12 protein-coding genes, 1 tRNA gene and 1 pseudogene are annotated in these 13,133 nt (G+C 50.9%); 11 read left to right on the top strand and 3 right to left on the bottom strand.

Going from position 1 to position 13,133, the window contains the following annotated elements; all coding sequences use genetic code 11:
- From ACVBEF_RS18025 to ACVBEF_RS18035, 3 genes and pseudogenes are all read left to right on the top strand, one after another.
- Positions 1-365 (top strand): annotated as a pseudogene (locus tag ACVBEF_RS18025) (hypothetical protein); the annotation flags it as partial.
- Positions 366-432: 67 nt separating this feature from the next.
- Positions 433-1,389, top strand: coding sequence for a tRNA (adenosine(37)-N6)-dimethylallyltransferase MiaA (miaA, locus tag ACVBEF_RS18030; RefSeq protein ID WP_447125305.1), 957 nt, complete (start codon positions 433-435; stop codon positions 1,387-1,389).
- A gap of 85 nt (positions 1,390-1,474) precedes the next feature.
- Positions 1,475-1,551: transfer RNA gene (locus ACVBEF_RS18035), tRNA-Met, on the top strand.
- Positions 1,552-2,119: 568 nt separating this feature from the next.
- Here ACVBEF_RS18035 and ACVBEF_RS18040 read toward each other — a convergent pair.
- From ACVBEF_RS18040 to ACVBEF_RS18050, 3 genes are all read right to left on the bottom strand, one after another.
- The gene (locus ACVBEF_RS18040) at positions 2,120-2,371 is read right to left on the bottom strand and encodes a hypothetical protein (protein ID WP_447125306.1); all 252 of its coding nucleotides are present in this window, start codon (positions 2,369-2,371) and stop codon (positions 2,120-2,122) included.
- 210 nt (positions 2,372-2,581) lie between these two features.
- Positions 2,582-3,994 (bottom strand): coniferyl aldehyde dehydrogenase, encoded by a 1,413-nt coding sequence (locus tag ACVBEF_RS18045; protein ID WP_447125307.1) that lies wholly within the window; start codon positions 3,992-3,994, stop codon positions 2,582-2,584.
- A 148-nt stretch (positions 3,995-4,142) separates the two neighbouring features.
- Positions 4,143-6,104: a hypothetical protein gene (locus ACVBEF_RS18050; protein WP_447125308.1), complete on the bottom strand. Its 1,962-nt coding sequence runs from the start codon at positions 6,102-6,104 to the stop codon at positions 4,143-4,145.
- A 328-nt stretch (positions 6,105-6,432) separates the two neighbouring features.
- Here ACVBEF_RS18050 and ACVBEF_RS18055 point away from each other — a divergent pair, with 328 nt between their 5' ends.
- The 8 genes from ACVBEF_RS18055 (at position 6,433) to ACVBEF_RS18090 (ending at position 13,028) form a co-directional block, all read left to right on the top strand.
- A complete protein-coding gene (locus ACVBEF_RS18055; RefSeq protein WP_447125309.1) occupies positions 6,433-6,801 on the top strand; it encodes a hypothetical protein in 369 nt (122 codons plus the stop codon).
- Between the two features lie 2 nt (positions 6,802-6,803).
- Positions 6,804-8,156 (top strand): tRNA (N6-isopentenyl adenosine(37)-C2)-methylthiotransferase MiaB, encoded by a 1,353-nt coding sequence (gene miaB, locus ACVBEF_RS18060; protein WP_447125310.1) that lies wholly within the window; start codon positions 6,804-6,806, stop codon positions 8,154-8,156.
- Between the two features lie 92 nt (positions 8,157-8,248).
- Positions 8,249-9,418 carry a PhoH family protein gene (locus tag ACVBEF_RS18065; protein ID WP_447125311.1) on the top strand — a complete coding sequence of 390 codons (1,170 nt, stop codon included), beginning with the start codon at positions 8,249-8,251 and terminating at the stop codon, positions 9,416-9,418.
- A complete protein-coding gene (ybeY, locus tag ACVBEF_RS18070) occupies positions 9,402-9,878 on the top strand; it encodes an rRNA maturation RNase YbeY (protein ID WP_447125312.1) in 477 nt (158 codons plus the stop codon). The genes ACVBEF_RS18065 and ybeY overlap by 17 nt, the downstream gene beginning before the upstream one ends.
- A gap of 345 nt (positions 9,879-10,223) precedes the next feature.
- A complete protein-coding gene (locus ACVBEF_RS18075) occupies positions 10,224-10,829 on the top strand; it encodes a cytochrome b/b6 domain-containing protein (RefSeq protein WP_447125313.1) in 606 nt (201 codons plus the stop codon).
- An 11-nt stretch (positions 10,830-10,840) separates the two neighbouring features.
- A complete protein-coding gene (locus tag ACVBEF_RS18080) occupies positions 10,841-11,626 on the top strand; it encodes a molybdopterin-dependent oxidoreductase (RefSeq protein ID WP_447125314.1) in 786 nt (261 codons plus the stop codon).
- 61 nt (positions 11,627-11,687) lie between these two features.
- Positions 11,688-11,951, top strand: a complete 264-nt coding sequence (locus ACVBEF_RS18085) for a pentapeptide MXKDX repeat protein (RefSeq protein WP_447125315.1) — start codon at positions 11,688-11,690, stop codon at positions 11,949-11,951.
- A gap of 195 nt (positions 11,952-12,146) precedes the next feature.
- A complete protein-coding gene (locus ACVBEF_RS18090) occupies positions 12,147-13,028 on the top strand; it encodes an HlyC/CorC family transporter (RefSeq protein WP_447125316.1) in 882 nt (293 codons plus the stop codon).
- Positions 13,029-13,133: the final 105 nt, after the last annotated feature.

Genomic DNA, 13,133 nt, shown 5'->3' on the forward strand with positions numbered 1-13,133 from the left:
TCTCCGACTCAGTAGTTCTATGCCGAGTACCACGGACAAGCACGAATCGATCCACACTCGCCGTGCGCGCCGTACCTGCACTACTAAAGAACGCCGATGCCCAAACGCTGGCCCGAGACGTACTGCGCGATGTCCGCGAATACGGTGGATCTCGGGTATTGGTCGAGCGCCGCAACGAATTGCTCGGCACCCTGGCCTGCCACACCGCCGTGCGCGCCAACCGCAACCTAAGTGTGCCGGAAATGAACGCCCTACTGCGCCAAATGGAAGCCACCGACCGCGCCGACCAATGCAATCACGGCCGCCCGACCTGGACCCAATTAGCGCTCTCGGACTTGGACAGACTTTTTTTGCGTGGGCAATAACAGCTGCATAACGACCGTATTGAGACAGCACACGCCAATCCGAAACAAACCTTACCCGCATGAACCAATGACGCACACCGCAACAACACTACCGCTAGTCATCGCCATCATGGGCCCCACCGCCTCCGGCAAAACCGCCGCGGCGCTAGAAATCGCCCGCCATATCCCGTCAGAAATCATCTCAGTCGATTCAGCGCTGGTCTATCGCGGCATGGATATCGGCACCGCCAAACCAACCGCCGCCGAACGCGCCGCTGCGCCGCACCACCTGATTGACATACTTGATCCCACGCAATCGTATTCAGCCATGCAATTTCGTGAAGACACGCTTCGGTTAATTACGCAAATCCACGCTCGCGGCAAACTAGCGCTCATGGTCGGCGGCACCATGCTGTACTTCAAAGCCCTGCGCGACGGCCTCGATACCCTCCCGCAAGCCGACCCGGCACTACGCGCACGGCTAGACGCCGAAGCCGCCCTGATCGGCGTACCCGGCATGCACGCCAAACTCGCGCACCTCGACCCCATCACCGCCGCACGCCTCAAACCCAACGACAGCCAACGCATCCAACGCGCCCTCGAAATCATCGAACTCAGCGGCCAGACCATGTCCTCGCTACTGACCAACAAACCGCCACCGCAACTCCCCTTCGACACATTACCAATCGCCCTGGAACCCTCAGACCGCAGCGTCCTGCATAGCCGCATCGCGCAACGCTTCGATCTGATGCTCCAAGATGGCGGCCTGATCGCCGAAGTCGAATCCCTGCGCGCACGCGGCGACCTGCATACAGGCCTGCCCTCGATGCGCTGCGTCGGCTATCGGCAAACCTGGGAATACCTCGACGGCGACTACGATTTCAACGAAATGCGAGAAAAAGGCATCGCCGCCACGCGTCAACTTGCCAAACGCCAACTCACGTGGCTACGCGCCATGCCGGAGCGGATTGTTATTGATTGTGTTGGAGATAGTGTCGCTGATACGGTGTTGGAGACGGTCATCAAAGCGCGGGATAAGCAATAACGCAACGAATGTGCAAATCTCACCAATACGGAGGCAATTCACTTGACAAGAATTAGCCCGATACTCCATAATCGTCGGCTTCTTTGGTGATATAGCTCAGTTGGTTAGAGCACAGCACTCATAATGCTGGGGTCGGTGGTTCAAGTCCACCTATCACCACCATGAACATGTTCTGAGTCATTTCAGGACGTACAAAAACCCGCTTTTAGCCTTGTGCTGATGCGGGTTTTTTGTTGTTTAACGCCCGTCTACATCTGAAATATCGAATCCGGCAACCAGAAAGTACGGGGGAAATGCCTTCGATTATTACGCTATATTCGTAACAGAGAATAGATTGTCAGAATCAAGGAAATAACCTCAAGTACGAGACCAAGCTCAGACCCATAACGCCTGACAAAACCAACCTCATTGGAAAATGAAATTGTCCCTGCTGGTAAAAGCCTATCCCTAGTGATAGATAAAAACATCACAAGTACCATAGTAAAGATCCATGCAAGCGCTACCGGCCTCGGTACTTGCTGCTCAACTCTGGGAAATAACCACATAACAATTGGAGTGAGCACAAATAAAAGACTAGCCGTGGTGAGTGGTGTAGATCTGAACCAGAAATACCAGACGCGACTAGCTCTGACGCCACCTCGTGCTACTTCAATCGCGTCAGCGCACCACACATCGGAATCTGACTCTGCTGTAACAGTTGGCACACTACTTAGTATTCCACCGCTGCGAATTACAATTTTTTATTTTCCTGGGCTATAACTAAGGAAAAATCTGTAACGCGACCACGAAGTAGTTTGTAGTCCATCAACTCTGCGAAGGAATCAAACTCAAGCTTCTCTGAGGGAAGAGATAGTTTTATTTTCGTAGAAAGTGGCTTTGACAAATCAAAAAGAGCCAACATTCTGTTCCATAACAATTCAAGTTCCCCCAACCCCAAATTAAATGCGGGTCGGCGCCGCTCTCGTTCGAGCCCTCTTTTCATCCCGACCTCCTGAAATTATTTTGCGGCTTCCGCCACCCCTAACCAATCAACGTATAAACATTTATCCAGACAAATCATATGTTACTAAAAACATAAATAATTATTTATTAACTTTGTTGAAATTAAGGTGATTTGACTGAATTTCAATAAATATGAAAAAGAGAAGCGAGAAAAGTAACGAGAAGCGTAAAGTTCCCAAAGCGCTGTACCCTACCGCATCAAAAATTCCACCAACCGCCGCAAACGCCCACCAGTGCGCGGCGGATACAACAAAAATGTCCCATTCATCCGACGTTGATGAAACACCCCTTTAAGATTACTAAACGTATCAAACCCCTCCTTGCCGTGATAACGCCCCATACCGCTATCTCCCACGCCACCGAACGGCAAATCGTTCTGCACCACTTGCATGATCACGTCATTCATAACGACGCCGCCTGATGTCGTCTGGCGTAAGACTTTTTCCTGCAGCAAACGGTCATTACTAAACAGATAGAGCACCAACGGGCGCGGATGGGAATTGACGTAATCGATGGCTTGTTCAACGTCGTCATAAAGCATCAATGGCAGCAACGGGCCGAATATTTCTTCCTGCATGATCAACATGCTGTCGGTGACATTACTGACGATAAGCGGCGTGAATTTGCGGCTTTCTTCGACGGGTATTTCACTGTGCAAGGGATGGATCACCGCTCCCTGGGCCTTGGCGTCGTCAATATAGCGCCGTAAGCGTTGTGCCTGTCTTTCATTGATGATGCAGGTGTAGTCAGGATTATCTTGCAGCGTGGGATAAAAGCGCGCCACGATCTGCTTTGCGATGGTTAAAAATTCTTGTTCCCGGCCTCTTGGAAGTAGCACATAGTCAGGTGCAATGCAGGTTTGTCCGGCATTGAGTAATTTGCCGAACATCATTTTTCTGATAGCAGATTCGAATGCGGCGTCATCCGCAATGATGGCGGGCGACTTACCGCCCAACTCCAGCGTCACTGGCGTCAGATTGGCCGCCGCCGCTTGCATGACCTGGCGACCAACGACTGTGGAGCCGGTAAATAGAAGATGATCGAACGGTAATGCGGCAAACAAGCGCCCGTCGCCTGTGAACACGGACACTTCCTCTGCCTTGAAAGTCCGCGCCACCATCTCAGCAAACAGAGCCCCAAATCGCGGCGTATCTTCTGACATTTTTATCATCACGCGATTACCTGCCGCCAACGCGCCAACGATGGGGGAGATTGCCAGATACAGCGGGTAGTTCCAAGGGACGACGATGCCGATAACGCCCAAGGGCTGCTTAACGATTTCTGCGCGGCCGGGGAAGCTGGTAAGGGAGACCGGGCGTCGTTCGGTTTTCATCCATTTGGGAAAGTGCTTGAGGGTGTGGCGTATCTCTTCAACGCAGGCGAGAATTTCAAACCCCAACGTTTCGTCCTTCGAGCGATGGCCGAAATCTTCGCAAATCGTATTTTCGATAGCAGACTTATTGTCCTTGATCATCGATAGCAGTCGCTGCAATCGATCTTTGCGCACGGCCTTGTCCGGAAAAGAATCGGCCAAATGTCTCGCGCGCTGGGTAACTAATATTTTCTCTGGCTCAGGAATGACAGCAGCTTCGAAAGTCTTCATGTGGGCGTTCATACATTTATTTTCTGTGACTAAGGTAATTTACGAAGAGACTGTTGCCTCCTCGCAAATGGAGATACATCGGACACGGATTGTTCACTACACCGCGTAATGAGCGCAATTGTGCTTTAGTGGAATAATCTGTGGATATTCATCGTGACGAAGGCTGTATCTGCTCGCCTGTAGTGGGATCTGTCCTCACTTCGCCATCAGGCAAAACCGTTATTGAAGAGCCGTCAATATACATCTCGACATTACCCTCCGCCTTATCAATACATTGCTGTAATAACGGTTGATTTTTATATTCTTGCCTGAGGATTCCCGTCCTGCCGATCCTGCTCGAAGCGCTAGGACCGAACGCAATAATCACTTTGCTTTTACCGGGTTCCATCCGGTCAAGCACTTCCGATAACAATTTTCCAGCCTCATCTATGCTCTCCTTTGTAGCCATAAGGGAGTTCAGATGCGATCCCACTATATGGCCCATCACCCTATCCTCGAATCGTCCTTTTTGAGCGTTCCATTTATTTAACACCACGAATGTAGAACAATCTTTCATATTCAAAGTCGACAAAATCTCGTTCCCTGTGACTATCCGCATTTGGCCAACGTTGACATTGACAGTTTGTTGTTGCTTTACCTGTCTTGCGCCTCCGCCTCGCAATCCGACATCCCTGTGCTCCCCCCATAGGCCGTCCTTGTACCGCATCGGCTGACCTGGAGCGCCAGGGCGATCCGACCTTAACAGCCGATAGGTTCCATTGTCCGCATCCCATGTAACACGAACCATCTGTCCTTTGTACTCAATGTACTCAAGCGCGCGATTGACGATAATCCCACGCTCGTTTTCAGCTGTATCTCCCTCAAGTACGACGGCCTCATATTCGGGAGGCAATGTTTCTTGCCAGTCTCCCGTGACGGCGTTGCGCGTTACCGGAATACGCGCATCATCAGGAGAATTCTCATTGAAAATTTCCCACTTGGCAGGCGTCTGATCGGGTGCTTTATCAGATTGCCCGAGAGGAGCCTCCTCAGCGGGCGCTACACGAAAGTACTGTCTTTTCAACTCAACATATTTCTTGTCGTTTATTTCGATCAATCCGTCAGGGCTTAACGCAGGACGCCGCTCAGTATGATGAACGGCATATTTTTCTAGTGTCGGCACCCATTCTTTGCTTGGTATATCAAGGCGGACCGGAATACCTGGCCCATTGTCTTTGTTGAATATTTCATAGCTGCCACCAGGCTGGGTACGTACGTTATAAAACGTTTTCTTGATGCGGATGCTGGATGCAATTTTCATATACAGACCATCCTTGTTCGCCTTACCGAATGGCCCTCGAGATCGCCCAGCGTAGCCAGGCGACCGAAGCTTTGCATTGCCCATACCTCTGAAATTGCCAGCACCTAATGCAGCATCGTTCATTGTATCTAATGACGGTTGCTTATCCTCAGCAACCGTCCCTGCAAGATCAAAAACAGTTCCGGCACTTTGCCTCGCCATGTTCGCCGGATCCGGTATCAAGTTGGCCGCCATATCAAACCCCGCGCCAACTTTCTGAATCGCGGCGATTTCCTCTGCAGGAGTGCCTTCATCGTGGGTCCAATGCCAAAGATTTGCTACCGACTCTGCAAACTTGGTGAAAGGTTTCTTTAGGGACTCGCCCGTCATACGCAAAAATCCCCCAACCGTATATTCCGTTTGGATTTTTGGTTTGACATCGATAGCCACTATCCGCGGACCATTATCTTGAGTGACGACTGGCGTTGCTTGTGGCGGAAGGATGAGAACTTTTCGCCTCACGCGCGGCTTCGTGAGAGGCTTGGGTTGAGGCAAATGACGTAGGTTGTAGCGCTTATTCTTATTGCCTGAACGATAAATACCGTTATGTACCATCATCCCGGATACCGATGGCACGTAGGGCTTGACCGTATGGTTCAAATTATTCGGTGCGTATTGCTCAACACTTTCGACCAACTGATTACTGGCACTGGTCAAATTAAGAACGAAATGGTTGGGAATTCTTTCTGACCCATGTAAAACGTCGCCTGGACACAGGCTTGCATTCGATAAAAAGGTAAAAGCTAATGATGTCGATGGTGCATGCGGCATTCAATCCTCCAAAAAAAATTTCTGTGACCAAGTATAGAAATACAAGATTCCCTTTTATTTTATGAATGAACGATAAAAGTAAAGGTCAGCGCTTTGATTTTTTCGCGACAAATATTGTTATTCCAAAATGCTATAATCGCGCCCTTGTTCCAGTGTCGGTGCATCATCTCAAACGGCCTAGATAAGTTACATTTATTTTTCTTTAAGCAATATCCAAGAGGCAACATTGCCCCGGTGCATCCTCAACCTTGATGCGCGTACCAACTCAAAACTTAACAGGCGTTAGCGGGTGTTCCCTACACAATCGTAACCATGCAACGGAGTTTCTATGCAAGCAACGATGCACCAAAGACGCTGGTTGATTACCCTGATCGGGCTAATGGGGCTATCAATGGCAATCTTGTCATTATCTGCACACGCGATTGACCGTAGCTTTCCGCCCGCTACCCTGCGTGGCAACATGACGATTACCGCCTATCCTACGATCGTCATGGACCAAACTAAGATACAACTTTCGCCCGGTTCGCGGATTTGGGGGCAGAATCATTTAACGCAGATTCCCGTATCACTGGGTAGCAGCAGTTATTTGGTCAATTACACGAAAAATGTGCAAGGCGACGTAGATCGGGTCTGGATATTGACGCCAGACGAAGCAAAGCAGCCAATAGAGAATCAACGCAGTAATCTGAAATGGTAGTCATGGAAAAAACGCTCCAAAAGAAAATCTTTATCAAAACCTTCGGCTGTCAGATGAACGAGTACGACTCGGACAAAATGGCCGATGTCCTCAATGCGTCCGACGGCTTGATCAAAACCGACAACCCGGAAGACGCCGATGTGATTCTGCTCAACACTTGCTCGGTGCGTGAAAAAGCGCAAGAAAAAGTCTTTTCCGATCTGGGACGTCTGCGCGAACTGAAATTCAAAAATCCTAATTTGTTGATTGGCGTGGGCGGTTGCGTAGCCTCGCAAGAAGGCGCGGCCATCGTCAAACGTGCGCCCTACGTCGATATCGTGTTTGGACCACAAACCCTGCATCGCTTGCCAGCGATGATCAAGCAGCGCCGCATGACCGGCAATCCGCAAGTTGACATCAGCTTCCCGGAAATCGAAAAGTTCGATCACATGCCGCCGGCCAAAGTCGACGGTGCCACCGCGTTCGTCTCCATCATGGAAGGCTGCAGCAAATATTGCAGCTACTGCGTCGTCCCCTACACCCGGGGCGAAGAAGTCTCGCGCCGGTTTGAGGATGTGCTCACCGAAGTGGCCGGACTGGCCGCACAAGGCGTCAAAGAAATCAGCCTGCTCGGGCAAAATGTGAACGCCTTCCGTGGCGTCATGGCCGACGGCGAGATTGCCGACTTTGCCTTACTGATCGAATTCATCGCCGAGATTCCCGGCATCGAGCGCATACGCTTTATCACCAGCCATCCCAAAGAATTCACCCAGCGCCTCATCGACACCTACGCCAAAGTACCCAAGCTGGTCGATCATTTGTACCTCCCCGCCCAGCATGGCTCGGACCGGATTCTGGCGGCAATGAAGCGTGGTTACACCGTGCTTGAATACAAATCGGTGATCCGCCGTCTGCGCAAGGTCCGTCCGAATATTTGTATTTCCAGCGACTTCATCGTCGGCTTCCCCGGCGAGACCGACGAAGATTTCGATGCTCTGATGAAATTGATCAATGAGATCGGTTACGACAACAGTTTCAGTTTTATTTTTAGCCCGCGCCCCGGCACCCCGGCCGCCAGTCTTGAGGACGACACGCCAGACGACGTCAAACTCAAACGTCTGCAACATTTGCAAGCGGTCATCAAAGACAACACCATACGCATCAGCGAAGAAATGATCGGCACTGTGCAGAGGATATTGGTTGACGGCCCGTCCAAAAAAGACCCCAATGAGTTGCAAGGCCGCTCTGAAAACAACCGGGTAGTGAACTTTGATGGTGGACCGAATAGTGCACGCCTGATCGGACAATTGATTGACGTCACCATCACCGAAAGCTATAAGTATTCTTTACGTGGTGAAATGTTAATTGTCGGATAAATTGCCGCCAATATTGACGGCCCCGACGGCAAATCCGCCATTGCAGACCATTTTTTGCCCTATTTTTTCCCTATTCTTAATACCAAAACTGCTTGAAGACCAAAATTAAAACGCCAACACAACCACACTATTTCATTCCCGAGCCGCAGGACAATACCCGGCTGGCGCACCTGTGCGGGCCGCTTGATGAAAATCTCCGGCAAATTTCTGCTGCACTAGACGTCACCCTGTTCCGACGCGGCGAAAAATTTATCGCCTCCGGCACCAACGCCGAGCGCGCAGTGGCGATACTGGAACAGTTCTATGTACTGGCGCATCGCGTCATTTCAGTCGATGAAATTCAGTTAGCGTTAGTTGAGCAACGCGCCAATCAGGCCCATCAACAAGCCGCCCCCGGGACCCCGGTCAGCCTTACGATGGGCAACAACTACGCATCAACCGACATCATCCGCAGCGAAATCGAAAACCCCGTCCTAAAAACCCGCCGAGCCGATCTGCGTGGACGCACACCGCATCAAATGGAATATATCCGGGCGATTCTGGAGCACGACGTCACACTCGGCATCGGCCCGGCAGGCACCGGCAAAACCTATCTGGCCGTCGCCTGCGCCGTCGATGCGCTCGAACGCGACGCCGTCAAACGCATCGTACTGACTCGCCCTGCGGTCGAAGCTGGCGAACGGCTGGGCTTTTTGCCCGGCGATCTGGCACAAAAAGTTGATCCATATTTGCGCCCGCTATATGACGCTTTGTATGATTTATTAGGTTTTGATCGCACCCAGAAAATGTTCGAGAAGCAAGCAATTGAAATCGCCCCGCTCGCCTACATGCGTGGCCGCACCTTAAACCATGCGTTCATTATTCTCGATGAGGCACAAAACACCACGCCAGAACAAATGAAGATGTTTCTGACCCGGATTGGTTTCGGCAGCAAAGCCGTCGTCACCGGCGACGTCACCCAAATCGATTTGCAACGCGGCCAGAAAAGCGGCCTGATCGACGCCATGAACATCATGAAAGACGTGCGCGGCATCGCCTTCACCCGTTTTAACAGTACCGACGTAGTCCGCCATCCCTTAGTCGCGCGCATCGTCGACGCCTATGAAGCAGCGCAATTGGCAGCGCCCGTGCCTTCCACGCATGGCGTGATTGATCCGCACACAGTCCACGCGCCTGCGCCGGTCAAATCCATCAAACTCCCCAAACCGATCGAAACAGGCATCACCAAACGAGCTCGCAGCCGCAATGTCGCAAAAAAATAAACCCGCCTCGCACAAACTTTCCTTATCGGTCCAATACCCCGATCCGCGCCTCAAAGAAATCCTCACCCGTACAGCCATCCGGCGTTGGGTTAAAGCTGCGTTATTAGCACCAGCAGCGCTGACCATTCGTTTTGTCGACGAAGAAGAAGGCCGCACCCTCAACCGCGATTATCGCGGCAAGGATTACGCCACCAATGTGCTCACCTTCGCCTACACCGAAGATGAAGACGCTGAGACCACCGAAGCCGACATCATTCTCTGCACCGACGTGCTACAGCGCGAAGCCGCCGAGCAACATAAATCGGTTGAAGAACACGCAGCGCATTTGGTGGTGCATGGCGTGTTGCACGCACAAGGCTACGATCATGAAAATGAGGAGGAGGCCACCGAGATGGAAAGTCTGGAAATTGAAATTCTGACAGCATTAGGATGGCCGAATCCTTACACCGAGGAAGATTAATAAATACAGTAAGCTGCTTTGCATTACGGCAATCCCCCTCCCCATCACATCCCCCGAAAAATCTGACGATGAGGTCGCGCTTACGAGCGCCACGTTATCGGCATAGTCACCATAGTCACGCCAATCAAATTCCCTCGCCTTATTCTCAAACAATAATGTTTTAAATTAAGCAACATTTACCATGCTTTTTTACGAAAAAGTACTAGCATGAGAATTATCTGTAAGGAATCGCTCGGCCCAACGACTATGGCGTATTCAAGTATTTTGGGCGCGTCGATTGAAGACCTTAAAACACCTCACCGTTACGCATAATCAACTCACCTTCTTTGCTGCAGGGAGATAGAAATGCACAATTCACAGGCCAAAAAGCCCGTAATCCATCCTGTCTGGTTACGCCTGACGCATTGGCTCAATGCGCTTGCTGTCATCGTGATGATATTGAGCGGTTGGCGTATTTATAATGCGTCCCCGATCTTCCCCTTCCACTTTCCCAACGACTGGACGCTAGGCGGTTGGCTGGGCGGTGCATTGCAATGGCATTTTGCGGCGATGTGGCTGCTGTTTTTTAACGGCTTGCTGTATCTGCTGATGAATACCGCCACCGGACGTCTATGGAAGAAATTCTTCCCTCTGTCTCCATTAGCCGTGCTGCGAGACATGAAAAAAGCCCTCACCGGTAAGCTCCAACACGATGCGCTCGACAAATATAACGCTGTACAAAAGCTAGCCTATCTCTCAGTCATTCTCGATCTGATTCTGCTGGTGCTATCCGGTCTGGCGATCTGGAAATCGGTGCAGTTTCCGCTGCTGCGTGAACTCATGGGCGGCTATGACAATGCCCGTATCGTCCACTTTTGCGCGATGAGCTTTTTAGTCTTGTTTATCGTAGTCCACATCATCATGGTAGCTCTGGTGCCGCGCACCTTGATAGCCATGCTGCGTGGGCGCTGAGGAGATCGATCATGTTTAAAAAATCCCTGCATCTTCGTCCCGCCCTCCAACTCGATACCGAATCGATCTTAAAGGATGCCCGCCAGGAATTAACAATGCCGTCGCGCCGTCTGTTTGGCAAGCGTGCGCTTACGCTAGGTGGCCTGACGCTGCTCACCGGCTGCAATATCACCGATGAAGCATCGGTGAACCGAATGCTGGAGCGCATCTCGCGCATGAATGACGGCGTGCAAGCGTGGTTGTTCGATCCCAACAAACTCGCACCGACGTATCCGGCCTCAATGATCACGCGGCCTTTTCCGTTCAATGCCTTTTATGGAGAAGATGAAGTACCTGAAATTGATGGAGCCGATTACCAGCTAGAAGTCGGCGGACTGGTCAGCAATAAACGTGCGTGGACTCTCGATGCATTGCACCGCCTGCCCCAAAACGAGCAGATTACTCGCCATATTTGCGTCGAAGGCTGGAGTGCGATCGGTCGTTGGGGTGGCGTGCCGTTTGCATATTTTTTAAAACACATTGGCGCTGATCTGAGTGCTAAATATGTCGATTTTCAATGCGGCGACGATTACCACACCAGCATCGACATGCCGACCGCACTGCATCCACAAACCCAGCTCACGCTCACCTACGATGGTGAAATATTGCCGCCGAAATATGGCTTCCCGATGAAGCTGCGCATGCCAACCAAACTCGGCTATAAAAATCCGAAACATATTGTTTCAATCACGGTAACCAACACTTACCCCGGTGGTTATTGGGAGGATCAGGGGTACAACTGGTTTGGCGGATCATAGATTTCGGCAACCACTGATGGTGACGGCACTTTTGCCATTTTATTTTTATATGGAGATTTACATGAAAAAGACCTTATCAACACTTTTGATGGCTGGTTTGATGTTGGCAGCTACCGGTGCATATGCACAAGACGCTATGAAGCCTGATGCAATGGGTAAAGACACGATGGCAAAAGATAGCGGAATGACCAAAGACGCCATGGGTAAAGATTCGATGGCAAAAAAAGCACCAAAAATGCACAAAAAATCGGCGATGAAAAAAGATGCAATGGGTAAAGATGAAATGAGTAAAGATGGCATGGCAAAAGATGAAATGAAGAAATAATTGCATTAATAATAACAATCATGGCAATGTGGTCACCGCATTGCCATTTTTCTTGGCAGCTTGCTCAGCCGCCACAATTGCCCAGCGCCATCATTCGACCAAAAACAATCTTCCACACAGTCGTTTCGTCGTCCTGTCACATATTTGTTGTATCCTATTGCATTCGAAATAACGTAAATCCAAGGCTAACGCCATATGCCCGAGCACTCTAGTAGCGTCAAATCCTTTGACGCTAAACCCCACAGGTCACTGTTTGAACGCCTGACCGCCCTCATTTCCCCCGAGCCTGAAAACCGCGCCGAGCTACTTGATGTACTGCAAGACGCGCATGAACGTAACCTGATCGACGCCGATGCCTTATCGATGATCGAAGGGGTATTTCAAGTCTCCGATCTCTCCACGCGCGACATCATGGTGCCGCGCTCGCAAATGGATATGATCGATATCACCAAGCCGATTGAAGAATGGATGCCCGAGGTACTCAAGACCGCGCATTCCCGCTTTCCTGCCGTAGATGGCGATCGCGACAAAGTCATCGGTGTGCTGCTGGCTAAGGATTTGCTGCGCTACTACGCTGAAGATTCGTTCGATGTGCGCGATATGTTGCGCCCGGCCATCTTTATTCCAGAATCCAAACGCCTCAACGTGCTACTGCGCGACTTCCGCGCCAATCGAAATCACATGGCTATTGTGGTTGATGAATACGGCGGTGTTGCCGGGCTCATTACGATTGAAGACGTGCTGGAGCAAATCGTTGGCGACATTGAAGACGAATACGATTTTGACGAAGAAGAAGACAACATTCTCGTCATTCGCGACGGAGCCAATGGTGCACGTTGGCGGGTCAAGGCTTTGACCGAAATTGCCCAGTTCAATGAAGTGCTCGATACCCGTTTTTCTGATGATGACGTGGACACCATCGGGGGATTGATTGCCAATCACTTGGGGCGCGTGCCACGCAAGGGGGATGAGTTTGTATTTGATCATGTGCGGTTTGAGGTTTTGCGTGCTGATCCGCGGCAGGTGCATGTGTTGTTGGTGGAGAAGGTTCAAGGGGATTTGGCTGATCAGGAGTAGTTGGTTCGGTTGTTGGTTAATGACACGGGTTGTGCTCCGTGGAGGCTAGCCGGGGGCGGCCCGACAGCCGGTCACTTTCTTTTGCTTCGCCAAAAGAAAGTAACC

This window comes from Glaciimonas sp. GG7 (assembly GCF_052976905.1).

Excerpts from the sequence above, each read along its gene's own strand:
- ACVBEF_RS18055 (WP_447125309.1), top strand. The coding sequence starts at position 6,433 with ATGCAAGCAACGATGCACCAAAGACGCTGGTTGATTACCCTGATCGGG.
- miaA (WP_447125305.1), top strand. The coding sequence starts at position 433 with ATGACGCACACCGCAACAACACTACCGCTAGTCATCGCCATCATGGGC.
- ybeY (WP_447125312.1), top strand. The coding sequence starts at position 9,402 with ATGTCGCAAAAAAATAAACCCGCCTCGCACAAACTTTCCTTATCGGTC.
- ACVBEF_RS18050 (WP_447125308.1), bottom strand. The coding sequence starts at position 6,104 with ATGCCGCATGCACCATCGACATCATTAGCTTTTACCTTTTTATCGAAT.
- miaB (WP_447125310.1), top strand. The coding sequence starts at position 6,804 with ATGGAAAAAACGCTCCAAAAGAAAATCTTTATCAAAACCTTCGGCTGT.
- ACVBEF_RS18090 (WP_447125316.1), top strand. The coding sequence starts at position 12,147 with ATGCCCGAGCACTCTAGTAGCGTCAAATCCTTTGACGCTAAACCCCAC.
- ACVBEF_RS18045 (WP_447125307.1), bottom strand. The coding sequence starts at position 3,994 with ATGAAGACTTTCGAAGCTGCTGTCATTCCTGAGCCAGAGAAAATATTA.
- ACVBEF_RS18080 (WP_447125314.1), top strand. The coding sequence starts at position 10,841 with ATGTTTAAAAAATCCCTGCATCTTCGTCCCGCCCTCCAACTCGATACC.
- ACVBEF_RS18040 (WP_447125306.1), bottom strand. The coding sequence starts at position 2,371 with ATGAAAAGAGGGCTCGAACGAGAGCGGCGCCGACCCGCATTTAATTTG.
- ACVBEF_RS18075 (WP_447125313.1), top strand. The coding sequence starts at position 10,224 with ATGCACAATTCACAGGCCAAAAAGCCCGTAATCCATCCTGTCTGGTTA.
- ACVBEF_RS18085 (WP_447125315.1), top strand. The coding sequence starts at position 11,688 with ATGAAAAAGACCTTATCAACACTTTTGATGGCTGGTTTGATGTTGGCA.